Raw genomic sequence first — 24,828 nt, 5'->3', positions numbered from 1 at the left:
TTGCACTCATGATTCGTCTCCAGTCAAGCATCCGGATCACAACGGACCCGAAATACCACCGTCTTTACGCACCCGCCAGAAGTGGATCGCCATGAAGATGACGATCACGAACGGCAGGAACAAGACGTGGAGTACGTACCATCTCAACAGCGTTTCGGAGCCGATTTCGGCACCGCCCAGCAAGACGAATCTGACCTCACTACCGAACACCGGTGTGTAGCCCATCATGTTGGTACCCACCGTGACGGCCCACAGTGCCAACTGGTCCCACGGGAGCAGGTAGCCGGTGAACGACAGCAGCAGGGTGAGCATCAGCAGGATCACGCCGATCACCCAGTTGAACTCACGCGGCGGCTTGTAGGCGCCGTGGTAGAAGACTCGAGCCATGTGCAAGAACACGGCGAGCACCATGAGGTGTGCGCCCCACCTGTGCATGTTTCTGACCAGGAGGCCGAAGGTGACCGAGGTCTGCAGGTTGTTGATGTCGTTCCAGGCCGCCGTGGTCTCGGGACGGTAGAAGAACATCAAGAAGATGCCGGTGACCGTGAGCAGGATGAACAGGAAGAAGCTCAGGCCGCCGAGGCACAGCGTGTAGCTGACCTTGACCGCGTGACGCTTCACCTTGACCGGGTGCAAGTGGTACAGCACCGAGTTCATGATGACGTAGCTGCGGTTACGCGGGCTGTCGGTGTAGCCCTTGCGGAAGATCGAGCCGGGGCGGAAGATCGAGCTCCACGCCTGGCTGCCCTGGGTCGCATCGACGACGTCGTTGATGCGGTCCTTCACTGTCGGGCGGGGTTTGTCGTCAATAATCTTTGCCATCTCAGAGCCTCATGCCGTAGCCGTAGCCGTGGTTGTTGGTACGCGTGTGGGAGTCGCCGACGGCGGTTGCCGTGCCGGCCTTCCCGAGAATGATGACGCCCGTCGGGCATCGGTCGACACAGAGCGCGCAGCGCGTGCAGATGTCGTCGTCGATCGTGAACATGAACGCATCGGACGGGTCGGTGCCCGGCTGTTCGGTGCCGATGGCGTCGTCGATCGCGTCGAGCGACACCATGTGGATGCACTTCCACGGGCAGATGTCGACACAGCCTTCGCAGCTGATGCACTCCGACTGGTCGATGTGGATGAACTGCTTGGGCTTGACCGCCTTGGTGAGGTAGTCCGCGTCGACCTCGACCAACGTGTAGTCGTCGGTGTACGGCATCAACGGAGGATTGGCGTCGGTCTTCGCCATGATCAGCGTTCTCCGGCGGCACGGAGCCGCATCGTCGGACAGGTCATCGAGCTCATGCCTTCTTCACCAGCGGGCGACCGTAGGTGGAGGTCGGCAGTTCCTTCGTGGCGTTCTGGCCACGCTTCTGCCACCAGATGGCGAGGAAGATGTGGAGGCCGAACATGAAGGCGTGCAGCAGCACGACGACCGTGTCACGAACGGCTTCGTACTGGAGGGTGAGCGGCAGCCAGCCACCTTCGGCTTCGGCCTTCAAGATGCCGCCAGGACCGTAGATCAGCTTGTCTTTCGACCAACCGAGGTTCTTGTCGGCGTGGTCGATGAACTGGTGCGGCATGATGCCGTACGAGAGGAAGAGGACACCGAAGATGTAGGTGGCGCCGAGCATCGCTTCACCCCAGGTGAACGGCGTACCGATCGGGCGGCGCTTACCGTACGGGATGAGTGCGAGTGACAGCAGAACGGATGCCAGAAACGAGGCGATGAACGCCTGGTTGAAACCAGGCCACTCGAGGACGTCGATGGCGATCATGTTCGTGCGGGGCTCTCTCAGTTCGTTCGGGTAGTGCTCGTGAATTCGTACACAAGCCTAGTTGAGGCGAGGCAGATGTTTGAAGTCTGGCAGAGAGCCTCGCAACGCGCGCCAGGTTGTGCACAAGTTCTCTCCGATATCGCCCGCGTCACACTGAAAGTCGCGGATGAAATTCATGATCGGCGCTCCGGCCACCTATCCTCGCGGACGTGACTGAGATCCCCGAGCATCTGCTGAAGCGGTCGCGCGAACGGCGCGCCGCGATCGGCCAAGGCGGAGACGGCGGCGCGGATGCCGCTGCTTCGTCCGACGGAGCGTCGTCTTCCGCTCCTGCCAAGGCTGCCTCGACGGCACCGGCAGCAGCGCCCGCCTCGACCGGCCCGGCGGCCCGCACCGCAGCCGCGGCACCCGAGGCACCGAAGCCGCCGAAGCCCGACCCGGCCTACGTGGTCGCCGCCAAGCAGCGCCGCAAGGTGCCGTGGTGGGCCATGGCCACGCTGTCGCTCATGCCCGTGTGGGGCTTCATGTACGTGCGCGCGCTCACCGAGTCGACCGCGGTCGAAGAGGGCCCGATCGGCATCGGCGCCGAGATGTACGGCAACTGCTCGAGCTGCCACGGCGGCGCGGGTGGCGGTGGCCTCGGCTACGCCTTCACCGGCGGCGAAGTGCTCGAGACCTTCCCGAACATCGAAGACCAGATCCGCTACGTCTACTACGGCACCGAGGGCTACAACCTCGAAGGCATCGAGATCTACGGCAACCCCGACCGCGAAGGCGGGCCTCACATCACGGGCGCCCGCAACGTCATGCCGGCCTTCGGTGGTCAGCTCACCGGTTATGAGATCCTCGGCGTGGTCTGCCACGAGCGCTACACGCTCGGCGGCGCCGACGCCGACAGCGACGAGTACGCCGCCGAGTTCGCCGAATGGTGCTCGGCCGAATCGCCGGTCTTCCACGCCCTCGAAGACGGCGAGTTCGACCTCACCGACGACGAAGTCGAGCCGTTCGTCAACGCCGAAGGCGAGACGTTCGAGATCACCCCGATCGGCTCCGCGCCCGTTCCCGGCACCCCCTGACCCGCATCGGGCGCACACCGCCACGACCAGCGGATAGTTTCTCGACGTGAGCAACGCCACGTCGACCGACGTCCTCGTCGTCGGTGGGGGCCCCGCAGGCGCCTCGACAGCGATCCGGCTCGCCCGAGCCGGCCACTCGGTCACCCTCGTCGAGCGACGCACCGGCCGATCCCCGTTCACGCGTGGCGATCTCCTCGACCCGGCGACGGTTCGCGAGCTCGCGCACCTCGACATCGCCACCGACGGGCTCGCGACCCACGAACTCTTCGGCACGCGCCTGTGGTCGTCCGACCGGTCGGTGCCGATCCGATGGCCCGACGGTGCGTCCGGTCTGTCGATCCGTCGCTCCGACCTGAATCGCGCGCTGCTCGACACGTGCAGCGACGCCGGGGTCGACGTCGTGATCGGCCAGGAGGCCGTCGCTCCGATCGTCGAGCGCGGCTTCGTGCGTGGCGCCACGGTCGCCGACACCGCGACCGACGCGTCGCTCTCGGTGCAACCGTCGCGCGAGATCGGTTGCCGGTTCCTCGTGGTCGCCGACGGGGCCAACAGCCGATTCGGTCGCGGCCTCGGCACCAACCGTGACCGCAACTGGCCGTACGCCATCTCGGCGAGCGTCTACTTCGAGAGCCGTCGGAGCGCCGATCGGTGGGTCGACATCGTGCTCGGCCCGCGCGACCGCAACGACAATCCGGTCACCGGTCACGGATGGGTCACCCCGGTCGCCGACGGCACGGTCAACGTCGGCGTCACGATGGTGTCGAGCTACCGCGACGTGCTCGGTGTCAACACGCTCAAACTGCTCGACACGGTCATCGACGACGTGGCTGCCCGCTGGCACATCGATCCGTCGGCGCGTCTGACCGATCCGGTGCGCCGGCGTACTCCGGTGGGCGGTTCGGTGCGCCCGATCATGGGTCCGACCTTCCTCGTCGCGGGTGACGCGGCAGGCATGGCCAACCCGTTCAACGGACACGGGATCGGCGCGGCGCTGATGACCGGTCGCATCGCGGCCGACGTGCTCGACGAGGCACTGTCGGTGGGCAACTCCACCACGCTGCAGCGCTACCCGGCGCTCCTCGACGACGAGATCGGCACGTACCACAAGGTCGGCCGGCTCAGCGCTCGATTCCTCGGCCGGCCGCGACTGCTGAAGTTCGCGCTGCGCAGCGGGATCCGCAGCGAGGAAGCGATGGGCGCAGCGATGCGCATCGCCACCAACGAGTTGCGGTCCGACGACGCCGGTGGGGCCGAGCGCGCCTACCGCTTGGCCCAGGTCGTCTCACGCTTCGCGCCGTCCTGGTAGCGGCGACGAACGCCCGACGGGCCGTCTGAGCGGCTATCTGGCGTCGAGCACCGCGACGAGCAGGATGAACACGACGATGCCGACCATCAGCAGCGTCGCCTGGAGATGCGGGTGTGTCGGACCGTCGGTCGCCGCCTGGTTCGAACGGCCCTGGCGGTCGTCGTCGGAATTCATTAGTCTCACACTATGCGACTTGAGATCACACAGCGAGCCGATCTCGCGGTCCGAGCGTTGGTCGTGCTGCACCGGGCACCGACACGATTGAAGAGCGTCGACCTCGCCGCCGCGTTGGGCACCACCGCCGGTTTCGTCCCCCAGGTGATGGGCCCGCTCGTGCGCGAAGGCTGGGTGCGATCGGTTCCGGGCCCCACCGGCGGCTACGAACCGGTGCGTGACATCGACGCGCTCAACGTCCTCGACGTGGTCGAGGCGGTCGACGGCCCCACCGACTCCGGGCGATGCGTCGTCGCCGATCGCCCTTGCGCCGCAACCGAACCCTGCGCCCTCCACGTCGCCTGGGGGCGTGCACGGCGCGAACTGGTGACCTCGCTGAAGACGATGTCGGTGGGCGCACTGGCGGTCACGACGTGATCGTGCGCCCGCTCACCGACGCCGAGCTGGCCGGGCGGACCGACCTGCAGCATCGCGACGACATCGAACGACTCGTCGTCGAGTTCTACCGCTATGCCGCGATGGACGAACTCCTCGGCCCCGTCTTCGCCGCGGCTCACGTCGACTGGCCCGAACACATCGCGACGCTCACCGACTTCTGGTCGTGGCAACTGCTCGGCGAGCGCGGGTACCAGGGCAATCCGCTACGAGCTCACGAGCCGTCGCACGAGCGCACGCCGTTCACCGACGCGCACTTCGAACGATGGCTCGATCTGTTCACGTCGACCATCGACGAACAGTTCGTCGGGCCGACTGCCGAGATGGCCAAGGTGCGAGCGAGGAAGATGGCGTTCGCGATGCGGCGACTGCTCACCGGGCGTCACGGTGACCACGACGAGCCGACCGAGCCGATCTGGCCGACCACTCGGGCGGGCAGCGGGTGATGCGAGGCGTGGGCGGTCAGTTGTTGTTGCGAACGGCGCGACCGAGTCGCGGTGCTCGCAACGTCACGACCGACAACGCGAGGATCACGGGGTAGATCTCGAGTCGCCCGAGCAACATCTGCACCATCGCGATCGCTCGACCCAGCGACGGGATGGCGGTGAAGTCACCGGTGTGATCGAGGTCGCCGAGGCCGGGGCCGACGTTGCCGAGTGCCGTCGCCGACGCCGAGAACGCGGTGATCAGGTCGGGCCCCGTCGCCGCGATGAAGAACGAGCCGCCGCCGAAGATCACGAGTGTGAGCAACAGGAAGCCGACGACCTTGCCGGCGACGTCGTCGGAGAGCATGCCGCTGCCGACACGGATGGGGCGCACCAACTTGGGGTGCAGGTGCTTGAGCGCTTCGCGGTGGGCGAAGCTCGCAACGGCCATGACGCGCACGATCTTGATGCCGCCGGCCGTCGACCCGGCCATGGCGCCGATGGGCAGTGCGATCAGCAACAGCGACTGCGCCGTCTCGCTCCACAGGCCGTACTCGGTCGTGACGTAACCGGTCGTGGTGACCGTCGACAGCGTCGTGAACAGCGAGTCGCGGAACCCGGCCGATTGGCCGCCTCCGTTCCCCGAGGTGACGAACGCCCACAGCGTGATCGCGAGCGCGAACAGGGCGTAGACCCGGAATTCGGTCGACATCAGCAGTGGCTTCGGGTTACGCCTGATCGCTCGCCAGTAGAGCGTGAAACTGCCGCCGGCGAAGAACATGCCGAAGATCGCCAACCACTGGATGACGTCGGACTCGAAGTGTCCCATCGACGCCTGGTACGGCGAGAATCCGCCAGTCGAGACCGTGGTGAAGCTGTGGCTCACACCGTCGTAGATGCTCATGCCCGCCAGGCAGTACAGCGCCGCGAGTACCGCCGTGAAGCCGAGGTAGACCGCCCACAGGCGTCGCGCCGTCTCGCGAACCCGAGGCGTCAACCGCTCGCCGGTGGGGCCGGGGGCTTCGGCTTCGAGGAGGTTCATCCCGCCCGAGCCGACGGTCGGGAGCACGGCGACGACGAGCACGATGACGCCCATGCCACCCATCCACTGTGTGGTCGAGCGCCAGAACAGCAGTCCCTTCGACGTGGCCTCGATGTCGGACGTGACCGTGGCGCCGGTCGTGGTGAACCCCGAGATCGACTCGAACAACGCGTCGTCGACGCGCCCGAAGTGACCGGTGAGGACGTACGGGATCGCTCCGAGCACGGCGATCACCACCCACGTGACCGTGACCGCGGTGAACACGTCGAGCACGCGGATCTGCTTCGGCGTGATCGTCGATCGCCACGCCACCGCGCCGACGATCGCCATGACCAGGCCGGTGACGAGCAACACGACGATGTCGGGGCCACCGTCGACGACGTCGACGAGTCCCGCGAGGAAGATGCCCAGACCGACCACCGCGGTGCTGAGGCCGACGATGTGACCGGTCAGCGTCGGTCGACGGTCTTCGCGGAGCAGACGTTCGCCGCGACGGCCGAGCAACGACGTGCGCGGGTTCGTCAACGCGTGCGGGTCGAACGAACTGAGATTGTGTCCTCCGCCGTGTGCCGGCCCGTCGGACGCGGCGCCTCTCACGCCGAGAACGCCTTGAGCAACGCCGGGATCGAATCAGGTCGGGCGAACACGACGACGTTGTCGCCGGCGTGGAGCGTGGTGGCACCGCGGACGATCGCGCCAGGAGAACCCGGACGGATCACCGCGCCGAGCACGATCGAGTGCGGGAGGTGCAGGTCGGCGACTCGTACCCCGTCGGCCGGAGCGCCTTCTTCGAGCAGGAACTCGTCGACCTCGATGTCGCTCTCGAGGAACGTCGCCACCGACGCCGTGCCGCCGCGCACGTGGCGCAGCACCGCGTTGGCCGACGCGGTACGCGGGCTCAACGCCGCGTCGATGCCGAACTGTCGCACGATCGGCAGGAGCGCGAGTCGGTGCAACACGGCGACCGTGAACGTGTGCTGCTCGGTGGCGGCGAACGCGCACGCGAGGACGTTGGCGGCGTCGTCACCGGTGGCGGCGATGACGAGGTCCATCCGGGTGATCGATTCCTCGTTGAGCAGGTCGACGTCTTCGATGTCGCCGTTGACGATCGTGACGTAGGGCAGCTTCTCGCTGAGGAACTTCGCGCGGCTCAGGTCCTGCTCGATCAGCACGACCTCGGCGCCTTCGTCGGTCAGTCGCTCGGCCACACGCGACCCGACCGCGCCGCCGCCGAGGATCATCACGCGCTTCGGTGTGCGGTGCGCCGCGCCGAGCAACTCGAGGATCTCCTGACGAGCCGACCGAGACGTGAGCACGCGCACGTGGTCACCGACTTCGAGGCGCTGGTCGCCGCGCGGGATCACGGTCTCGCCGTTGCGCGTCAGCGCGCCGAACAGAAAGCGCCAGTCGGGCTCGTAGATCGCACCGATCTCGGCGAGCGTCGACCCGGCGAGCGTCGACCCCTCGGCGATGACCGCGCCGATCACGAGCAGGTCGCCGTCGGACATGCGGTAGACCTCGTCGGCACCCGAGACGTGGACGAGTTCCATGATCTCGTCGGCGGTGTCGGCATCGGGGTCGATGATCAGGTCGGTCTGCATCGCGTCGCGAAGCGCCTTGCCGGCGGGGCCGCGCAACTCCTCGGTCTGGATGCGGGCGACCGTCTGGGCGACTCCGGCTTCCTTCGCGAGCAACGAGGCGATCAGGTTGACCTCGTCGTTCTGCGTCACACCGGCGAGCAGGTCGGCCTTGTCGACACGGGCGGCTTCGAGCGTCGAGGGCACCGTGGCGCTGCCGACGACCACCTGGACGTCGAGCTCACCGGCGATCTGGGCGGCGATGACTTCGTTCTGTTCGACGACGACGACGTCGTTGCCTTCGGCACCGAGACGTTGTGCGAGGTAGCGGCCGACTTCGCCGGCGCCCACGATGATGACGTGCATTGTGGCAAGTGTTGCCGATCGGACGCCCACTTACGCCCATCGTCGACAAATGGTGTCGGACGACGGAGACCGAAGTCAGCGCAAGCGACCCGCGAGCGGCCGAACGGACTCGCCGATCAGCGGGCGACGCTGGCCAACAGGGCCGCCGGGGCGTCGGCGAGCGCCGTCGTCGCCGGTGACTCCGGGAACGACGAACATGCTTCGACCGCCCGGGCCACGTACTCGCCGGCGGTGTCGATGGCCGAGGCGACGCCGGCGTTCGACCGCACGATCGACAGCGCCTTGTCCTGCTGGGCGGCGTCGAGCGGTGCGCCGAGCAGTTCGAGCAGTTCGGCCGACGCCGGTGTGTCGAGCGCCAGGGTGCGCAGCACCGGGAGCGTGTAGACGCCTTCGACCATGTCGTGGCCGGCCGGCTTGCCCAACTCCTCGTCGGTGGCCGTGGCGTCGAGGATGTCGTCGACGATCTGGAACACCATGCCGTAGGCGTTGCCGTACTCGGTGAGCGCGTCGATGGTCGCCTGGTCGTGTCCGGCGACGATGCCGCCGATGCGTGCCGCCGTGCCGTACAGCGACGCCGTCTTGCCGTGGATCGACGCGTAGTAGCTGTCTTCGGTGCGGCTGGTGTCGTAGGTGTGTCGAAGTTCTTCGATCTGCCCTTCGCAGAGCCACCCGATGGTGCGGGCGAGCAGCCCGGCCACTTCGGTACCGAGCGACGCCGCGATCTCGGAGGCCCGAGACAGCAGGAAGTCGCCGGCGAGGATGGCCTGCAGGTTGCCCCACTTGGCGTTGACGGTCTCGACGCCTCGACGGGTGTCGGCTTCGTCCATCACGTCGTCGTGATAGAGCGACCCGAGGTGGACGAGCTCGCACGAGACGCCGCCGCGCACGACGTCGTCGGACGCGTCGCCACCGGCGATCTGCGCGGCGACGGTCGACAGCACCGGCCGCAGACGTTTGCCACCGGCGACGATGAGATGCGACGCGATCTCGGTGAGATACGCATCGGGGGTCACCACCGCGGCGTGCATCGCTGCTTCGATCCGCTTCCGGTCGTCGTCGCTCGTCGACATTCCGAACAGCGGAGACGTCTGCGCGTTCGACGTCACGTTCTCCAGGGCCACACCGCAAGGCTAGGCCGCGATCGGGCGAGGGGCATCACACAGCTCGCCGCCGCCCGAAACGTCGCCCTTCGCAAGTGGCCGGATCGGCACTAGGTTCTCGAAGCGTGACAGTCGAGCAGAACCAGCCCGAGCCCGCCGAGGCCCGGGCAGAGCAGCAGGCCGAGCCGTCGACGGCCGAATCAGCCGAACATCACGAGCAGATCGAGGCCGCGCAGCAGGACGAGGTGCCCGTGGCGGCACCGGCCGACGACATCGACCTCGATGCGATGACCGCCGACCTCGACGGGGTCGACGCCGCACTCGTCCGCCTGGCCGACGGCACCTACTGGACCGACGAGGTGACCGGCGAGCCGATCCCGCCCGAGGTCCTCGCCGCCGACCCGATCGCCCGGCGCAGCTGATGCAGAAGAAGGCCGTCGCCTCGCTCGCGTCGATCGTGGCGCTGGCGGCCGGTCTCGCGACCGCCGCGCAGAAGGCGGGCAAGAAGGCCAGCGACGGCGTGGTCGGATCGCCGGTCGCGAGCCGTTTCTCCCGGTCGGCCAAGGTGTGGAAGCTGTCGGCGCGCAACTCGGCGCGTTTCGCCGTGTCTCGCGTTCGCGGCATCGGCAGCGCCGAGGCCCGCCGCGCCGAACTCGACGAACAGTTCGCCATCAAGACCGCCGCCGACGTCGCCAAAGAACTCGGCGAGATGAAGGGCGTGCTGATGAAGGCCGGCCAGCTCATCAGCTTCATCTTCGAAGCACTTCCCGACGAGGCACAAGATGCGCTGGCCACGTTGCAGGCCGATGCCGCACCGATGGCCCCCACGCTCGCCGCCGGCGTCGTCCGAGACGACCTCGGCAAGCCCCCGGAGAAGATCTTCCTCGACTGGACCGACATGCCGGTGGCCGCTGCGTCGATCGGGCAGGTCCACCGCGCGGTCACGCCCGACGGCCGCGACGTCGCGGTGAAGGTGCAGTACCCCGGCGTCCACGAGGCGATCGAGAGCGACCTCGACGCCGCCGAGGTGATGTACGCGATGTTCTCGTCGATGATGCTCAAGGGTCTCGACGCCAAGGGACTCGTCGACGAGTTGCGGTCACGCATGCGCGAAGAACTCGACTACCGGCTCGAAGCGAGCAACGTCGCGGAGTTCGAGCAACGCTTCGCCGGTCACCCGTGGGTGCGGATCCCGAAGCTGGTTCCCGACTACTCGACCGAACACCTCCTCACCACCGAGTGGATCGACGGCATGACCTTCGACCAACTGCGACGCCAGGAGTCGACCGAGACGAAGCAGCGGGCTGCCGAAGTGCTGTGGCGCTTCTCGCAGAACGCCATCCACCGCTACGGCATCTTCAACGGTGACCCGCATCCCGGCAACTACAAGTTCCACCACGACGGCAGCGTGTCGTTCCTCGACTACGGCCTCGTCAAGCGTTGGTCGCCGGGCGAATGGGAGACCCTCAAACCGGCGATGGACGCGATCATCGTCGACCGCGACCCCGAGTTGCTCGTGCGACGCATGGAGTCGTCGGGGTTCCTGCGTTCGGGGCACGGCCTCGACGCCGGTCTGGTCTACGACTACGTGTCGAGCCCGTACGTGCCGTACCTCACCGACGAGTTCACGTTCACACGCGAGTGGATGCGCGACACGCTCGCCACGATCCTCGACGTGCAGGGGCCGCACGCTCCCGTGATCGAGCAGCTCAACATGCCACCGAGCTTCGTGATCCTCGACCGTGTGATCTGGGGTGTCAGCGCGATTCTCGGCAAGCTCGAAGCTCACGGACCCTGGCGAGCGATGCTGCTCGAGTACACCAACGACGGCGAACCCGCGACCGAACTGGGTGCCACCGAGGCCGCCTGGACACGCAGCCGCAGCAGCCACTGACATCGACCATCGGTGCACGTCGATGATCACGGCATTGGGCCCGACGCTCCGAGGCGGTGTGTCGTAGTGTCGGCACACGTGCCAGAGCCTCCGAGCGGGTGCACGATGGGCGACGAGCGATGACACACGGGTTTCGATTCGAACCGACGGCGGTACGACACGGCGACGTGATCGATCGCGCGCGGATCGTCCGTCTGCTCAACCAGCGTTTCGACCATCGGGTCACGACCGTCATCGCCGAAGCCGGGTTCGGCAAGAGCACGGCGCTGGCCCTGGCCGCCGAGAACAATCGCCTCGACCCGGTCGGCCGCGACGTCTGGCTCGCCGCCGACCGTGACGACGGCCGACCCGATCACTTCGTCGGCGGCCTGGCGACGGCCCTCGGCATCGACCAGTCGACCGTCGACGACGGTCGGCTCGAACGGATCATCGACGCCATCTGGTCGCAGGCCCCGACCGACGTGGCGATCGTGATCGACGACGCGCATCGTCTCGACGGCACCGCGTCGATGCAGGTGCTCGCAGAACTGCTCTCGCGGCTGCCGGCCAACGGTCACCTGGTGCTCGCCGGGCGCAGCACTCCCGACATCCCGCTGGCCCGCCTCCGAGCCCATGGTGAGCTCCTCGAGATCGACGAACGCAACCTCGAGTTCGACGACGACGAACTCGCCCGGCTCCGACAACTGCGCCGACAGCACGACGCGATGTCGCTGCCACGGCACGCGGCGACCGCCGACCTGCGCCTCGCCGCCGGGCTCGACGCAGGAGCCGCGTTCCTCTGGGAAGAGATCCTGGCGTCGTACGACACCGATCGACTCACCGCGCTGCGCCGCGTCGCGGTGCTCGACGAACTCGACGACGAACTCGTCGACGCCATCACCGATGGCGCATTCGACTGCACGACCCTGCTCGCCGGAACCCCACTCGTCGAACGCAGCGACGACGGCACCCACCGACTCCACGACATCTTGCGCGAAGCCCTCATCGCTCGGCTCGAACCCGGCGAGCGACGCAAGACGCTGGCCATCGCCGCCGACACCGAGCGACGACGCGAACGATTCCCGCGGGCGGTCGAACTGTACGACGAGTCGGGCGACCCGATCGGCGCGCTCGAGACGGCTCGGGCGTTCGCGCTCGCACCGACGATGCTCCAGACGCTCGATGCGGTGCACACGACTCGGCGCATCGCCCGCGGCATCGACCCGGACGCAGCCGTGTGCAAGGTGCTCGACGCCATCAGCCGATTCGCCGGCCTCGAAGGGCAGCTCGCGGCGATGTTTCTCGAAGCCGGCGCGGCAGCCCGCGCCGATGGCGACGACGAACTCGAGGCACTGGCGATGTACCGGGCGGCGCAGACCCAGCTCCTGCACCACGCCGACGACTACTGGGCGACGTACGACCGCATCGTCGAGCTCGCCGAGCACAACGAGTTCGCGGCCGGTGTCGAGGCCTACCTGTCGTCGATCCACCATCAGCTCGACGGTGATGCCGACGCCGCACTCGCCGCACTCGACCGCATCCACGGTCTCGGCCGCTCGACCGAACTCGTCGCCAGGGCGGAGCGGCTCTACGACCTCGCCCGCCCCGAACTCGTCGCCGTGGGCCTCACCTCCGACGACGTCGCGCACCTCACACCGGGTGCCACGGCGTTCATCGGCATCTCGATCTGGATTCGCGGCGATTCGTCACCCGACGCGTCGGCGGCCGCCGTCAGTGACTCGATCGAGCGAACGCTGCGTCAGGGTTTCACGCACCCCGCCGTGAGCACCCTCGGCACCGGCGCGCTCATCGCGCTCGCCGCCGGGCACGACGACGTCGCCCGCCGCTACGCGGAACACGCGGCCGATCTCGCCCGCAGCGGCGTCGGCCAGTCCATCCTCGAGGTGGTGATCGTCGCTCGCGCTGCGGTCGCCGCCGTGCTCGACGGCGATGCTGCCGCGTCAGCGATCCTCGCCGAGCACCAGCCCCACCCGCAGTACGTCGACGAGCACAACAACTGGCCGAGTCGGGCACACCTCGCCGCGCTCACGATGGTCTACGTCTGCCAGCCGTCGCTGCGCCCGATGCTCGATCGAGTCGACCTGGGTTCGGCCGGCTCAGCAGCGGTGGCGGCGGGCCGAGCGGTGATCGCGATGCGCGAGCACGACGACGCCGCTCCGGCAGCCGATCTGCCGTGGCATCAGGTCGACCTGCTGCGTGCCAACGTGCTCCCCACGCATCTCGCCGAACTCGCGTGCGCGGCGATGAGCGTCGGCAGCGAGGCCGCGGCCGACGTGCTCCATGCCCTCCCACACGAGCGACGCCTCCTGCAGCGCGTCGTCGAGGTGTCGGGGCGATCGGCAGCGCGCGTCGCCGCCGATGTGCTCGGCGACATCCCACAGGCCGAACCGTTCCGACTCGACATCACGACGCTGGGTCCGGTCGAACTCCATCGAGACGGGCAACCGGTCACGGCGCCCGAGATCGTGAAACGGCCGAAGGTCCGCGAACTGCTCGGACTGCTCGCCGAGCGCCGACGCGTCGATCGGCGCGAGATCATCGACCTGCTGTGGCCCGAGCACGACGACGAACGTGCGCTGGCGAGTCTGCGAACCACGCTGTCGACGCTCAACAATGCACTCGAGCCCGACCGGGTCAAGGGCACGTCTGCATTCCACCTCGCGATCGATGGCGAGTCGGTCGCACTCGACGATCGCGTCGGGCACGACGTCGTCGAGTTCGAACGTCTCGTCGAGGCGGCCCGAGCCGATGACCGGTCGGGCCTGCCGGCGCGTGCCCTCGACACGTACGTCGCCGCGATCGAGATCTACCGGGGCGACTACCTCGCCGGCTTCGACGTGAGCTGGGTGGTGCTGACGCGCCTCCGACTCCGGTCGCTCGCCGTCACCACCCTGTGCCGCATCGCGGAACTCGTCGCCGCACGCGGCGAACCCGAACAGGCAGCTCGCTGGGCGGGGCAGGCGCGAGAGATCGACCCGCTCAACGAACGCGCCGGCCGGCAGTTCGTCGCGGCGCTCGAAGCGAGCGGCGACCGGTCGGCTGCACGCACCGCCATGCGCTCGCTCGTCGACACGCTGGACGATGCCGACATCGTTCCCGACGCGGCGACGGTCAGACTCGCCGCACGTCTGGGCTGACCATGGATCCGACGCAGCCGAGCCGACGCATGCATCTGATCGAGCGGCCGCGGATCGAGCGGCGACTCGCCCTGCGCTTCGAGCACCGGGTCACGACCATGATCGCGCCGGCGGGAGCGGGGAAGACCTCGGCGATCGCGCTCGCGATCGAGAACAACCGTCTCGATCCGCGCGGCCGCGACCTGTACGTGCCGCTCAGCACCGCGATCGAGGACCCCGTCGATCTCCACACCGCCGTACTCCGACAGGCGGGCAGCGAACCCGTCGGCGGCGAGACGCTCGATCGACTTCGCCGGAGTCTCGTCGACCTCGTGTGGGCGGCGGCTCCCGACGAACTGGCGGTCACGCTCGACGACGCCCACCTGCTCGGATCCGCCGCGGTCGGTGAGCTCGCCTGGCTCACCGCCGAACTCCCGTCCAACGGTCATCTGGTGTTGCTCTCTCGCCACGAGGTCGCCGTGCCGCTCGCCCGGCTGCGAGCGCACCGCAACGTCCTCGCCATCGACGACGCCGAACTCGATCTCGACGACGACGAACTCACCGAACTGCGCGCCGCCCGGCAGACGCTCGACGACGGCGCCGACGACATCGAACTGCCGCGTCACGCTGCCACCGCCGATCTGCGTCTGGCGGCGGGTTCGTCGGCCAGCGCCGACTTCCTGCACGAGGAGGTGCTGACCGGCATCGACGCCGACCGGCTCGGTGCGCTGCGTCGACTCGCCGTGCTCGACGACGACTTCGACGACGACTTCGTCGAGTTGTTCACCGACCATCGCTTCGGCGCCGACGAACTCCTGCGCGGGCTCCCCCTCGTCGAACGACGGACCGACGGCACCTACCGGCTGCACGCGCTGCTGCGCGACGCGCTCGCCCGCGACCATCCCGCCGCCGATCGACGCAAGGCCGCCTCGCTCGCGGCCGACCTGCGGTACGAGCGTGGCCTCCACGTCGCCGCCATTCGTCTGCACCTCGTCGCCAACGACGAGATCGGGGCGCGCGAAGTCGCCCGCGGATTCATCAACTCGCCGACGGTCAGCCAGACCTCACCCGCCATCGCCGAGGTCACCCGGCTCGTCGAACAGATCGACCGCGACGGTCCGCTGCTCGAGATCCTGCGCGTCGCCCGACGACACAACGGGCTCGAACCCGCGATGGTCGACGACATGCGCGCCGCCGCAGCGTCGGCACGACGGCACGGCGACGCCGAACTCGAAGCCCTGGCCCTGCACCGTGCGTTCCAGGCCCAGTTCGCCGACCTCGACGGCGATGCGGTCGAGGGCGAGCACCTCGACCGGCTGGTCGAACTCGCCGAGGTCGTGCCGTTCGCCCGAGGAGCGCTCGCCCACGTCCGTTCGCAGCTCGCCCAGCACGTCGGCGACGTCGACACCGCGATGCGCGAACTCGCCGACTACGAACTGCTCGGCCCGGCAGGGCACATCGTGTCGATGAGCCAGCGCCTCATCGACCTGGGCCACCCGGAGCGGGTGGGCGAAGGACTCACACCGAGCCAGCTCGCCGACCTGCCCGAGGGGTACGAGGTGTTCGTCGCCTACGCGATGTGGCTGCGCGGTGAGGAGAGCCCCGAGTTCGCCCACGAGTTCGTCGAGGCGATGCTCGTCGAGATGGAGGCGCGCGGCGTCCGAGAGGGTGTCATCGCGATGCTCTCGGTGGCCACGTCGATCGCCCTGGCCGCCGGTGACGACGCCGCCGCCCGTCGTCGGTCGGAACTGGCCAACAGTCTGATCGGACCGAGTGAAGACCGCGGGTCGGAGGTGTTCGGCGACATCGCCGCTGCCTCGGTCGCGGCGGTCGTCGAATCCGACGAGCGGGCGGCCGAGATGCTCGCTGCGTCGGTGGCGACGACGCGCTCGCCGGTGTGGCCATCGCGAGCGCAGCTGCTCGCCCTGCCCCTCGCCTACGCGCTCCAACCCGGCTTCCGCCCGACTCTCGACCGCATGCGGGTGGGCCGGTCGCTGACGATCGCGCTCGATGCCGGGCGCGCGCTGGTGGCGCTGCGCGACGGCGACGCGACCCTCGCCGCACGTCTGCCCTGGTCGAAGATGAACGTGTTGCGCGTCCACGTGCTCCCGCACCACCTCGTCGAGCTGGCCTGCGCCGCGATCCACGAAGGCACCGACGCAGCAACCGACGCGCTCGCGGCCATTCCGAACCTCGACCGCAACCTCGGTCGGGTCGTCGCCGAGGGCCGGTCGGTCGCCAGCGAGCAGGCGGCCGAGCTGCTCGGCCAGCGTCGCCCGGAGGCACCGCACACCGTCGAGCTCCGTCTGCTCGGTCCGGTCACGCTGATGCGCAACGGCGTCGAGGTCGTCGATGCCGACTGGGTCCGACGCGTGCGCGTCCGCGAACTCCTCGCGCTCCTCGCCGAGCGCCGCCGTCTCACCCGACACGAACTCCTCGGCGCGATGTGGGGCGACCACGACGACGACCACAAGGCCGACACCAATCTCCGCACGACGATGTCACGGCTCCAACGCGTGCTCGAGCCGGAGCGCGGTTCGAACGAGCCGTATTTCCTGCGCTCCGTCGGCGACCTCGTCACGTTGCACGGCGACGTCGCCACCGACGTCGACGAGTTCGAACGGCTGATCGGGGAGGCGCGGCGTGCCGACGACGCCGGCACGCCGGCTCGGGCCCTCGACCGCTACCGCGCCGCGCTCGACCTGTACCGCGGCGACTACGTGCACGGGTTCGACGTCGGCTGGGCCGTGTTGACCCGGACTCGGCTTCGCGCCCTCGCCGTCAACGCGATGTGCCGCGTCGGTGAACTCGTGGCGGCGCGCGGCGAGCCCGAAGAAGCCGCTCGATGGGCGCAACGAGCACTCGACGCCGACGAGCTGAGCGAGCGAGCGGCGATGCTCTTCGTCGCCGCGCTCGGCGCGAGCGGTGACCGTGCCGCAGCCGCCCGGTCGGTCGGGTTGATGACGCAACGCTTCGCCGACCACGGCATCGACATCGGTCGCGACGCACACCGCGTCTTCGATCGCTGGCGATGAGAACAACGTTCTGGTCCGCACCCCCCTGTCCAGAACGACCTACTGTTGCCACCGATGGCTGACGACACGACCTCATCGACCGCGACCGAATCGACGGCGCGACCTCCGTTCGCACCGTGGGATCGGCGCGACCTGCCCGGCTCGTTCGACGTCGCCGAGACCGCCCGACGAGTCGGCAACTACAAGTGGACCGAGATGAAGCTGTTCGAGGCGCTCGGTGGCTGGGTCGCCACCGTCCCCGAACTCGACGTCAAGATGCGGCTCGGCACCCACTGCTACCACCACGCCTGGCACGCCGAGTTGTGGCACAAGCGGCTCCCCGAACTGCGCGAGATGAAGCCCGAGCGGCTCACCGTTCCGGCCAACGAGGCCATGGAGCGCTTCATCGCGGCCATGACCGAACCCGAGGCGCCCGAGCTCACGATCGAGAAGCTCGTCGGTGTCTACCGCGTGCTCATCCCGCGGTTCATCGCCGCGTACACGTACCACCTGAACAACACGAGCCAGATCACCGATGCGCCGACGATCCGGTCGCTCAGGCACGCACTCGACGACGAGTACGCCGACTGGTGCGACGGCGAACTGATGCTGCAGTCGCTGATCACCACACCCGAGCACGTCGAACGCGCCACCCGGCACCAAGCCGCGCTCGAAGCGATCATGGTCGAAGCGGGCGGCATCACCGGGCCGGGCAGCATCGGCTGATCGACAGCGATCCCGACTTGGGTTAGCGTTTCGACACAACGAGTTGTGAGGGGAACAACATGCGTCAGTTCTTGCCAGTCGAAGACCTCGCTCGCGACGAGCGCTTCGTGCAGACCAACATGGCGGCGCGTCTCGCCGACAAGCGATCGGCGATCCCGGTCGCCGACAAGGGCGACGCGCCGGCCCGCAAGTCGTCGAAGAGCCGCGGTTCGAACAACCGCCTCACGCCCGATCGCCATGACGCGTCCGACGCAGCACGAGGCCTGATGCACGGCATCATGGTCGGCGAGATCCAAGCGCTCGAAGGGGCAGGGCGGACCGCTCACGACTTCGAAGCCGGCGATGGCTCGGGCGACACGATCCCCTTCGAGCTCAAGCTCGACATGGCCCGCCAGGCCTGGGACGAAGCCCGCCACGTCGAGATCAGCGCAAAGCTGAGCGACTGGATGGGCACCGAACTCGGCGAGTTCCAAGAGAACACCGTGCTCTTCGAAGCGGCCTGCTCCAACGATCCGGTGTTGCGACTCGCCGGAGTCAACCGGGCGCTCGAAGGTCTCGCCATCGACGTCTTCACGCAGATGAAGGAGTTCGGCCAACTCGCCGACGACCCGTTCCTCGAGTTCTGCGAAGACTGGATGCTCGCCGACGAGGTGACCCACGTGAAGATGGGCTCCGACTGGTTGCGCAAGGTCACCGAGAACGACCCCGACCGGCGCACCAAGGCGCTCGAGTTCCAGCAGGTGGTCGACAAGCTGTTCAGCTTCGGCGGCGCCCGCAGCGACAGCGACGAATCGTCGTTCCAACTCGCTCGCCGTTTCCGCGAACTCGCCGGATTCACCGACGACGAGGTGGCGACCATCGCCGAGATGGATCTCATGGCACTCGAAGAACGCAAGGCCGCGGTGCGCGCGATGCAGGAGACCGCGAGCCTCGACAGCACGCCGGCGTGAGCCCCACGCGATGACCACCGCCAACGCCGCCGCGAAGATCGCGGTCACCCCCGAGGTCTTCTCGTTCGTCGACTACGACCCCGCCGAGATCGCCGCCGTGCTGAGAGACGTCGCCGAGCGTCTCGGCGTCGCCAACCCGATCCGCCTCGCCGTCGACGAGTCGACCCCGCTCGCCAAGATGTCGGCGATGCTCCTCGACGAACACGGCGAACACGTCGTAGGCCCGGCGTCGTCCGATGCCGTGGTCAGCATCCGGGCGCAGAGCGGTGCACTCGAGAACACGAAGCGCCTCACCACGTTCAGTCCCGATCGGGCGGCGCAGTCACTCGGTCGGATGCTGCTGCGCGCCCGCGATCGCATGCGCGCCGACTTCGCCGACACCCCGGCCGACGCCGAGCTCAGCCTGTCGGAGAACGCGTCGTGGGACGCCTACTGCGCAGGGCGACTCGAACGGGTCGGGATCTCGGTCAACCAGCAACGGTTCCGGTACAACTTCCGCAACCGCTTCGGGTTCACCGACGAGGTCGACGCCATGTTCGACCAACTGTGGGCCGCCGACGATCTCGGCTGGTCCGACCTGCCCCGCCGCTGACCAGGGCAAACACCCGACGGCCACGTCGGGCCTCGAATATCCGTCGCGAGCCCCTTCACAAACGCGCGAACCTGGTGTCCCAGCTACAAGGAGGCACCTCATGTCCATCATCGAAGACTCGTCCAGCCCGACGAGCGATGCCGAGACCCGCATCGCCCAGTTGGAAGCAACGGTCGAGCGACTCGCCCGACAACTCGAATCGCACGACACTGCGGCTCGAGAAGCAGAGCCCGTCGACGTCGACGTTCCACACGGCTCACGTCGCAATCTGTTCAAGCTCGCCGCCGGCGCCGCTGCAGGCGGCACCGCGTTGGCGCTCGCCAAGTCCGGCGGCCCCGTGGCCGCCGCCGACACCGACGCCATCACCGCCGGCGAACAGACCAACTCGGGCGACAGCGGCACCAAGACCACCGTGCTCGCATATCAGAACACGAGTCCGCCGGCGTACAGCTTCCTGACGTTCGACTACAACGCGAACATCTTCACGGTCCGCGACAACTCCGAGGGTTTCGTGATCGTCGGAGCCGACAATTCGTCGGGCTATCCAGCGGCGGTCGGCGGATATGCGAACTCGACGGTCGCCAACGGCCTGTACGGGTACACCAAGAACTCCGGGTTCGGTGTGGTCGGATACGGCGGCGGGAGCGGCTCGGCCGGCATCCTCGCCCGGGGTGCCCGAGCGAACCTCGAGTTCTACAACGACGGCGATGCACCGAGCGCACGCACCGACATCCACACCCGCGGTGAACTCGTCTGCGACGACAACGGCGATCTCTGGTACTGCGTCGAGTCGGGCACACCGGGCAGTTGGCGCAAGATCGCCGGCGCTGGCACCGCTGGCGGATTCCACCCCGCCACACCGTTCCGTGTCTACGACAGCCGCGAAGAGGGCAGCGGCGGAATCGCCGGAAGTTCCGACGTGACGTTGTCGGTCAAAGACGGCCGCGACCCCGAGTCGTACGCGGTCACCATCCCCGACGCCGTGCCGGAGGGCGCCACGGCGATCTCCGCGAACATCGTCGCGATCAACGCCGTGGGCAACGGCTTCGCCACGGTCAACCCCGGTGGCGACACGTCGGTCGGCGCCGCCGCACTCAACTGGAAGGAAGGGCAGACGATCGGCAACGCCGGCATCTTCAAGATCAACGACACCCGCGATCTGACGGTGCTGGTTCGCGGCATCACCAACATCGACTTCACCGTCGACATCACCGGCTACTGGCTCTGAACCCCACACCGGACGGTTTGTCTCAGAGACAAACCGTCCGGTCGGTCAGCGCAACGCCCGAAGCGGATGATCGGGGCTCAGGCGCAGCAGCCGACGCCGATCCCAGATCAGCCGACCGTCACGCACCAGTCGATTGACGGCGATGGTCGCATGCGGAAGGCCGACGACCTCCTCGATCTCGGCGAGCGAAGCTGACCAGGCGCTGCCCACCGTCAACTCGACGATCACCGCCAAGCCGTCGTCGCTGTCGGCGTCAACCTCACCTGCGAGCAGATCCCACGCGGTGGCGAACCACGCCATTCGTTGCACTCCGACCTCCGCACCGTCGATCGACGTGCGAACCGCGAACTCGATGAATGGCGACGTGTCGACCCGTCGACCGTCATAGCCGGGTAGCGACGGAGCTTGACTCGCCTTCAAAGCGCGGACGTACGGTACGCGCCGCATGGCCCATTGCTCCACCGTGCCCCAGTCGAAGCCCAGTTCCTCGTCGGAACTGGCGAGGAGTTGGAAGACCAGACGCGCCGTGCGCCCGTTGCCATCGACGAAGGGATGGACCGCGAGCAGCGTCGCGCACGCCCATCCGGCTCGAACGATCGCCGGAACCTCGTCGACGTTGGCCACGTCGACCAAGGCGCTCACCAACGCTTCGCACTCGTGAGCCGGCGGTGGAAGGAACGCCGACTGCGTGGGGTCGAACCCCGCCTCGACGAGACGAGGCAACCCGGGATTCGTTTCGGAGCCCCCCGGATTGCGACTCTCCGCGAGCGCGTGGAGAACGTATGGAGTGTCGGTGCCGAGCACGCTGGTGACGTGACCGCGACGATGCATCTCGACCCGAGCGTCGACATGTCGCAAAGCGGTCAGACATCCATCGAGCCTCCCCGTGAACTTGTCGTGCAGATGGCGTCGATGCGGGGGGATGAGCAACGGTCGATCATCGAGGAACAGGTTGCCGATCGACTCGACCAGGCGCCGACGCGACCACCAGCGGTACACCGCGCTGGCCGCATCTGGAAGCGCTCCCAAGGCGTCTCTCGCTTCCACGCGCACGCCTCGATGCTGCTCGAGAAGACCGTCGTCCGTCGGGGGAACGAGCGGGACGACAGACATCACTCCACGACCGCCGGGCTGCTGGGGTCGTCAACGACCTCCTGGATCATCAGTGCGGTCTCGAAACCGAGGAGGCCTTCGACCGCTTCCGGCGGCACGAACCGCCGTCCGGGTTCGGCGCCGTGGGTGGGGATGCCCAGCTCGGTGAGCCGATCGACGATGCCGTTCGGATCCGCCCCACCAACGACCAGCTGGCTCAGCCGAGGCGTTCGGTCGGCGAGAATGTCGTCGCCGTCTTCGTCGGGTTGCAGCAGCGTGATCGCGACGTCGCCTGCGTCGAAAACGACCGCTCGGCCGCGAGCGTCACGAGCAGGCCCGTCATAGGCAACCTCCCAGCCGAACGACTCGGTGAACACGTCGATGACGGAATCAATTCGTCGCACGATGAGTTCGAGGCCAACTAGCTTCGGTTGTTGTTCCACGGCCTCTGGTCGTAGCACATCCAGCACACCCGAAATCGACTCGCCCAGAAGGGGACCACCATGACCGATCAACTCGACCACATCGAACACGGGGACGAAACAAGTGAGGTCGTCGAGCCGGCCGTCGCCTCCACGTCGCGGCGGAACTTCGTGTCGAAGGGTGCGATCGCTGCAGCGGTCGGCGCGGCGGCCGGCATCGCGATGAGCCAGCGGGCCAGCGCCGCCAATGGTAGTGACCTGAACCTCGGCGACCTCGACAGCCCCGACACGATCGCCAACAACGTCGCGTCCAACACGACCGGGATCAGCGGCGGGTCGACGTTCTATGTTCGCAGCGGCAACAGCGCCGGCGACGCCTCCATCTACGGCTACTCCGACGCCAGCACACGAGCAACGATGTACGGCGTTCGCGGCGAGTTCGTTCACGGCACCACGAGCTCTCCCGACAGCGCCGGCGTCTACGGCGTCACCGGTGCTGTCAACGCGGCGGGTGTGTACGGCCATCACGACAGCGCCACGCAGACGGGTCCCGGCGTGCGCGGATATTCGGAACTTGGCAACGGTGTCCAGGGCGTCAGCGCGGACGGCTCCGGTGTCTACGGCGAAGCAACCGCGACCAACGTCGGCGGTATCGGAGTGTACGGCGAGGCGCTCTCGAGTTCGTCCGGCGTCGGTGTCTACGGCAAGACCACCGGCACGCAGAGCCGCGGCGTGTACGGCGTGGCCGACGGAACGAATTCCTCCGGCACCGAGGGCGTCGCTTCGGCGCGTGGGTCGGTCGGCATCCGCGGTGCGTTCAACGCGAACCTCGGCAGCGACACCGGCGACGGCGTCTACGGCACCTCCGATGCGGGCGACGGCGTCGTCGGCGGCGGCTCCCGATACGACCTCTACGCAGCCGGCACCGGTATCGCCAACCTCACCGCAGCGTCACCCGCGATCGGAGCCACCTCGACCGGCGCGGCAGGATCCATCGCTCGCAACGCCGACGGCACGCTGTGGTACTGCTACGAGGCCAACAAGTGGCGCAAGATCGCCGGTGGCGAAACGGGTGGCGCCTTCCACCCGGTCACCCCGTTCCGCGTCTACGACAGCCGCAAGGAAGCCGACGGCAAGTTCACCGGCGGCTCCAACCGGACCATCTCGGTGGCCGATTCGAAGGACGTCGACACGTACGCCGTCGTCACCGCCGACGCCGTCCCGGCCGGCGCGACCGCCGTCGTCGGCAACGTCGTCGCGATCGGCACGAGCGACACCGGCTTCCTCTCGATCAACCCGGGTGGCACCACCGCGATCACCGCGGCCACCGTCAACTGGGCAGCCGGCATGAACATCGGCAACGCCGGTACGTTCACGCTCAACTCGAGTCGTGAACTCGAAGCGGTCTTCGGTCCGGGCAACGGCGCCCACATGACCATCGACATCACCGGCTACTACCTCTGATCCCGCGGCACCGGACGGTTTGTCTCTGAGACAAACCGTCCGGTGCGCGACGATGGGGTGATGAGCGCCCCTGCCTCCCGTCGACGTGTCCGTACTTCCAGCGAGTTCGGCGGGATCGACATCGAGTTGACCGACGCCGGACCGGCCGACGGCCCGGTCGTCGTATTGGCGCACGGCTTCCCCGAGTCGTCGTACTCATGGCGCCACCAGATCGAGCCCCTCGCCGCCGCGGGATACCGCGTGCTCGTCCCCGACCAGCGCGGCTACGGGTTCTCGTCGACACCACGCGACGTCGACGCCTATCGCTCCGATCGGCTCTGCGCCGACCTGGTGGCACTGATCGACGACGTCGGCGCCGACGACGCGCTCTACGTCGGCCACGACTGGGGAGCGCTCCTCGGCTGGGACATCGCCCGATTCCACCCCGACCGGATCCGCGGCCTCGTCAACGTGAGCGTGCCGTACACACCGTGGCCGATGCCGCCGACCGCACTGTTCGAGGCGACCTACGGCGACCGGTTCTTCTACATGCTCTACTTCCAACCCGTCGGGCCGGCCGAGGCCGAGTTCGACGCCGACCCGCGCGAGAGCATGCGCAAGTGGCTGTGGATCGGCAGCGCCGAGGGGTACCGCACGCCGCCCGACGTGGCCGACATCGTGCCCGCCGACGGCAACGGGTTCTTCGACGCTGCCACCGCCGACGGCCCCGCCCCCGACGGCATCCCGCCGTGGATGACCGAGGCCGATCTCGATCGCTACACCGAACAGTTCACGAACTCCGGCTTCTTCGGTCCGGTCAGCTGGTACCGCAACCTCGACGCCGACCACGAACTCACCAAGGATCTGCCCGCGCCGGCGATGCCGACCGCGTTCATCGGCGGTGACCGTGACATGGTGATCGCACACCGCATGGAGTACGTCGACTCGATGCAGACCACGCTCCCCGACTTCCGCGGCTCGACGATCATCGCCGACGCCGGACACTGGACGCAGCAGGAGAAGCCGAGCGAGTTCAACGAAGCGCTGCTCGCCGCGCTGCGCACCGTCGACGACTGACGCCCGA

Annotated in this window: 23 protein-coding genes; 14 read left to right on the top strand and 9 right to left on the bottom strand. The window is 68.0% G+C overall.

Features of this window, described 5'->3' with window-relative positions; all coding sequences use genetic code 11:
* Positions 1-36: 36 nt before the first annotated feature.
* From extP to YM304_RS02040, 3 genes are read right to left on the bottom strand one after another with little or no spacing between them, the layout of a single operon-like run.
* A complete protein-coding gene (extP, locus tag YM304_RS02050) occupies positions 37-822 on the bottom strand; it encodes a selenite/tellurite reduction operon b-type cytochrome ExtP (RefSeq protein ID WP_041297913.1) in 786 nt (261 codons plus the stop codon).
* 1 nt (position 823) lies between these two features.
* A complete protein-coding gene (locus YM304_RS02045) occupies positions 824-1,237 on the bottom strand; it encodes a 4Fe-4S dicluster domain-containing protein (protein WP_015439962.1) in 414 nt (137 codons plus the stop codon).
* Positions 1,238-1,289: 52 nt separating this feature from the next.
* The gene (locus YM304_RS02040) at positions 1,290-1,766 is read right to left on the bottom strand and encodes a hypothetical protein (protein ID WP_015439961.1); all 477 of its coding nucleotides are present in this window, start codon (positions 1,764-1,766) and stop codon (positions 1,290-1,292) included.
* A 209-nt stretch (positions 1,767-1,975) separates the two neighbouring features.
* Between YM304_RS02040 and YM304_RS02035 the strand changes: the two genes are divergently transcribed.
* Complete coding sequence (locus YM304_RS02035; protein ID WP_015439960.1) at positions 1,976-2,842, top strand: cytochrome c family protein; 867 nt, start codon at positions 1,976-1,978, stop codon at positions 2,840-2,842.
* A 46-nt stretch (positions 2,843-2,888) separates the two neighbouring features.
* Positions 2,889-4,148: an NAD(P)/FAD-dependent oxidoreductase gene (locus YM304_RS02030; protein WP_015439959.1), complete on the top strand. Its 1,260-nt coding sequence runs from the start codon at positions 2,889-2,891 to the stop codon at positions 4,146-4,148.
* A gap of 33 nt (positions 4,149-4,181) precedes the next feature.
* On the opposite strand, the gene YM304_RS24495 is transcribed toward YM304_RS02030, so the two are convergent.
* Positions 4,182-4,322, bottom strand: coding sequence for a hypothetical protein (locus YM304_RS24495; protein WP_154723269.1), 141 nt, complete (start codon positions 4,320-4,322; stop codon positions 4,182-4,184).
* 12 nt (positions 4,323-4,334) lie between these two features.
* Here YM304_RS24495 and YM304_RS02025 point away from each other — a divergent pair, with 12 nt between their 5' ends.
* Both YM304_RS02025 and YM304_RS02020 read left to right on the top strand, forming a co-directional pair.
* A complete protein-coding gene (locus YM304_RS02025; protein WP_015439958.1) occupies positions 4,335-4,739 on the top strand; it encodes an RrF2 family transcriptional regulator in 405 nt (134 codons plus the stop codon).
* Complete coding sequence (locus tag YM304_RS02020) at positions 4,736-5,203, top strand: group III truncated hemoglobin (RefSeq protein ID WP_051071268.1); 468 nt, start codon at positions 4,736-4,738, stop codon at positions 5,201-5,203. Before YM304_RS02025 ends, YM304_RS02020 begins: the two co-directional genes overlap by 4 nt.
* A gap of 16 nt (positions 5,204-5,219) precedes the next feature.
* Here the strand turns inward: YM304_RS02020 and YM304_RS02015 are convergent, their stop codons facing one another.
* The 3 genes from YM304_RS02015 to YM304_RS02005 all read right to left on the bottom strand — a co-directional run bounded on the left by YM304_RS02015 (position 5,220) and on the right by YM304_RS02005 (position 9,288).
* A complete protein-coding gene (locus YM304_RS02015; protein ID WP_051071267.1) occupies positions 5,220-6,821 on the bottom strand; it encodes a TrkH family potassium uptake protein in 1,602 nt (533 codons plus the stop codon).
* A complete protein-coding gene (gene trkA / locus YM304_RS02010) occupies positions 6,818-8,167 on the bottom strand; it encodes a Trk system potassium transporter TrkA (protein WP_015439955.1) in 1,350 nt (449 codons plus the stop codon). Before trkA ends, YM304_RS02015 begins: the two co-directional genes overlap by 4 nt.
* Before the next feature lie 116 nt (positions 8,168-8,283).
* On the bottom strand, positions 8,284-9,288 hold the full coding sequence (locus tag YM304_RS02005; protein ID WP_015439954.1) for a polyprenyl synthetase family protein: 1,005 nt from the start codon (positions 9,286-9,288) through the stop codon (positions 8,284-8,286).
* Positions 9,289-9,392: 104 nt separating this feature from the next.
* Between YM304_RS02005 and YM304_RS02000 the strand changes: the two genes are divergently transcribed.
* The 8 genes from YM304_RS02000 to YM304_RS01965 all read left to right on the top strand — a co-directional run bounded on the left by YM304_RS02000 (position 9,393) and on the right by YM304_RS01965 (position 20,787).
* Positions 9,393-9,689: a TraR/DksA C4-type zinc finger protein gene (locus YM304_RS02000; RefSeq protein WP_041297911.1), complete on the top strand. Its 297-nt coding sequence runs from the start codon at positions 9,393-9,395 to the stop codon at positions 9,687-9,689.
* Positions 9,689-11,161, top strand: coding sequence for an ABC1 kinase family protein (locus tag YM304_RS01995; protein WP_015439952.1), 1,473 nt, complete (start codon positions 9,689-9,691; stop codon positions 11,159-11,161). The genes YM304_RS02000 and YM304_RS01995 overlap by 1 nt, the downstream gene beginning before the upstream one ends.
* A 167-nt stretch (positions 11,162-11,328) precedes the next feature.
* Positions 11,329-14,298: a BTAD domain-containing putative transcriptional regulator gene (locus YM304_RS01990; RefSeq protein WP_162142019.1), complete on the top strand. Its 2,970-nt coding sequence runs from the start codon at positions 11,329-11,331 to the stop codon at positions 14,296-14,298.
* Between the two features lie 2 nt (positions 14,299-14,300).
* Positions 14,301-17,312 (top strand): BTAD domain-containing putative transcriptional regulator, encoded by a 3,012-nt coding sequence (locus YM304_RS01985; protein ID WP_015439950.1) that lies wholly within the window; start codon positions 14,301-14,303, stop codon positions 17,310-17,312.
* Positions 17,313-17,366: 54 nt separating this feature from the next.
* A complete protein-coding gene (locus tag YM304_RS01980; protein WP_015439949.1) occupies positions 17,367-18,017 on the top strand; it encodes a hypothetical protein in 651 nt (216 codons plus the stop codon).
* 59 nt (positions 18,018-18,076) lie between these two features.
* Positions 18,077-18,967: a DUF455 family protein gene (locus YM304_RS01975; RefSeq protein ID WP_015439948.1), complete on the top strand. Its 891-nt coding sequence runs from the start codon at positions 18,077-18,079 to the stop codon at positions 18,965-18,967.
* Positions 18,968-18,977: 10 nt separating this feature from the next.
* Complete coding sequence (locus YM304_RS01970; protein ID WP_015439947.1) at positions 18,978-19,559, top strand: hypothetical protein; 582 nt, start codon at positions 18,978-18,980, stop codon at positions 19,557-19,559.
* Between the two features lie 100 nt (positions 19,560-19,659).
* A complete protein-coding gene (locus YM304_RS01965; RefSeq protein WP_015439946.1) occupies positions 19,660-20,787 on the top strand; it encodes a hypothetical protein in 1,128 nt (375 codons plus the stop codon).
* A 45-nt stretch (positions 20,788-20,832) separates the two neighbouring features.
* Here the strand turns inward: YM304_RS01965 and YM304_RS01960 are convergent, their stop codons facing one another.
* Together YM304_RS01960 and YM304_RS01955 are read right to left on the bottom strand one after the other, a co-directional pair.
* Positions 20,833-21,618: a Fic family protein gene (locus tag YM304_RS01960; protein ID WP_162142018.1), complete on the bottom strand. Its 786-nt coding sequence runs from the start codon at positions 21,616-21,618 to the stop codon at positions 20,833-20,835.
* A 281-nt stretch (positions 21,619-21,899) separates the two neighbouring features.
* Positions 21,900-22,322, bottom strand: coding sequence for a VOC family protein (locus YM304_RS01955; protein WP_015439944.1), 423 nt, complete (start codon positions 22,320-22,322; stop codon positions 21,900-21,902).
* Between the two features lie 60 nt (positions 22,323-22,382).
* Between YM304_RS01955 and YM304_RS01950 the strand changes: the two genes are divergently transcribed.
* Both YM304_RS01950 and YM304_RS01945 read left to right on the top strand, forming a co-directional pair.
* Positions 22,383-23,765 carry a hypothetical protein gene (locus tag YM304_RS01950; RefSeq protein WP_015439943.1) on the top strand — a complete coding sequence of 461 codons (1,383 nt, stop codon included), beginning with the start codon at positions 22,383-22,385 and terminating at the stop codon, positions 23,763-23,765.
* 60 nt (positions 23,766-23,825) lie between these two features.
* Positions 23,826-24,821: an alpha/beta fold hydrolase gene (locus tag YM304_RS01945; protein WP_015439942.1), complete on the top strand. Its 996-nt coding sequence runs from the start codon at positions 23,826-23,828 to the stop codon at positions 24,819-24,821.
* Positions 24,822-24,828: the final 7 nt, after the last annotated feature.

It is taken from the genome of Ilumatobacter coccineus YM16-304 (genome assembly GCF_000348785.1).
Taxonomy (GTDB): domain Bacteria; phylum Actinomycetota; class Acidimicrobiia; order Acidimicrobiales; family Ilumatobacteraceae; genus Ilumatobacter_A; species Ilumatobacter_A coccineus.
Note: the sequence above shows the minus strand (reverse complement) of the source record. Positions and strands in the feature narration are given on the sequence as shown.

What these genes read in the sequence shown, in the direction of transcription:
- YM304_RS01965 (WP_015439946.1), top strand. Translation starts at nt 19,660, where the DNA reads ATGTCCATCATCGAAGACTCGTCCAGCCCGACGAGCGATGCCGAGACC.
- YM304_RS02040 (WP_015439961.1), bottom strand. Translation starts at nt 1,766, where the DNA reads ATGATCGCCATCGACGTCCTCGAGTGGCCTGGTTTCAACCAGGCGTTC.
- YM304_RS01970 (WP_015439947.1), top strand. Translation starts at nt 18,978, where the DNA reads ATGACCACCGCCAACGCCGCCGCGAAGATCGCGGTCACCCCCGAGGTC.
- extP (WP_041297913.1), bottom strand. Translation starts at nt 822, where the DNA reads ATGGCAAAGATTATTGACGACAAACCCCGCCCGACAGTGAAGGACCGC.
- YM304_RS24495 (WP_154723269.1), bottom strand. Translation starts at nt 4,322, where the DNA reads ATGAATTCCGACGACGACCGCCAGGGCCGTTCGAACCAGGCGGCGACC.
- YM304_RS01945 (WP_015439942.1), top strand. Translation starts at nt 23,826, where the DNA reads ATGAGCGCCCCTGCCTCCCGTCGACGTGTCCGTACTTCCAGCGAGTTC.
- YM304_RS01950 (WP_015439943.1), top strand. Translation starts at nt 22,383, where the DNA reads ATGACCGATCAACTCGACCACATCGAACACGGGGACGAAACAAGTGAG.
- YM304_RS02025 (WP_015439958.1), top strand. Translation starts at nt 4,335, where the DNA reads ATGCGACTTGAGATCACACAGCGAGCCGATCTCGCGGTCCGAGCGTTG.
- YM304_RS01980 (WP_015439949.1), top strand. Translation starts at nt 17,367, where the DNA reads ATGGCTGACGACACGACCTCATCGACCGCGACCGAATCGACGGCGCGA.
- trkA (WP_015439955.1), bottom strand. Translation starts at nt 8,167, where the DNA reads ATGCACGTCATCATCGTGGGCGCCGGCGAAGTCGGCCGCTACCTCGCA.
- YM304_RS01975 (WP_015439948.1), top strand. Translation starts at nt 18,077, where the DNA reads ATGCGTCAGTTCTTGCCAGTCGAAGACCTCGCTCGCGACGAGCGCTTC.
- YM304_RS02045 (WP_015439962.1), bottom strand. Translation starts at nt 1,237, where the DNA reads ATGGCGAAGACCGACGCCAATCCTCCGTTGATGCCGTACACCGACGAC.
- YM304_RS01995 (WP_015439952.1), top strand. Translation starts at nt 9,689, where the DNA reads ATGCAGAAGAAGGCCGTCGCCTCGCTCGCGTCGATCGTGGCGCTGGCG.
- YM304_RS01985 (WP_015439950.1), top strand. Translation starts at nt 14,301, where the DNA reads ATGGATCCGACGCAGCCGAGCCGACGCATGCATCTGATCGAGCGGCCG.
- YM304_RS01960 (WP_162142018.1), bottom strand. Translation starts at nt 21,618, where the DNA reads ATGCATCGTCGCGGTCACGTCACCAGCGTGCTCGGCACCGACACTCCA.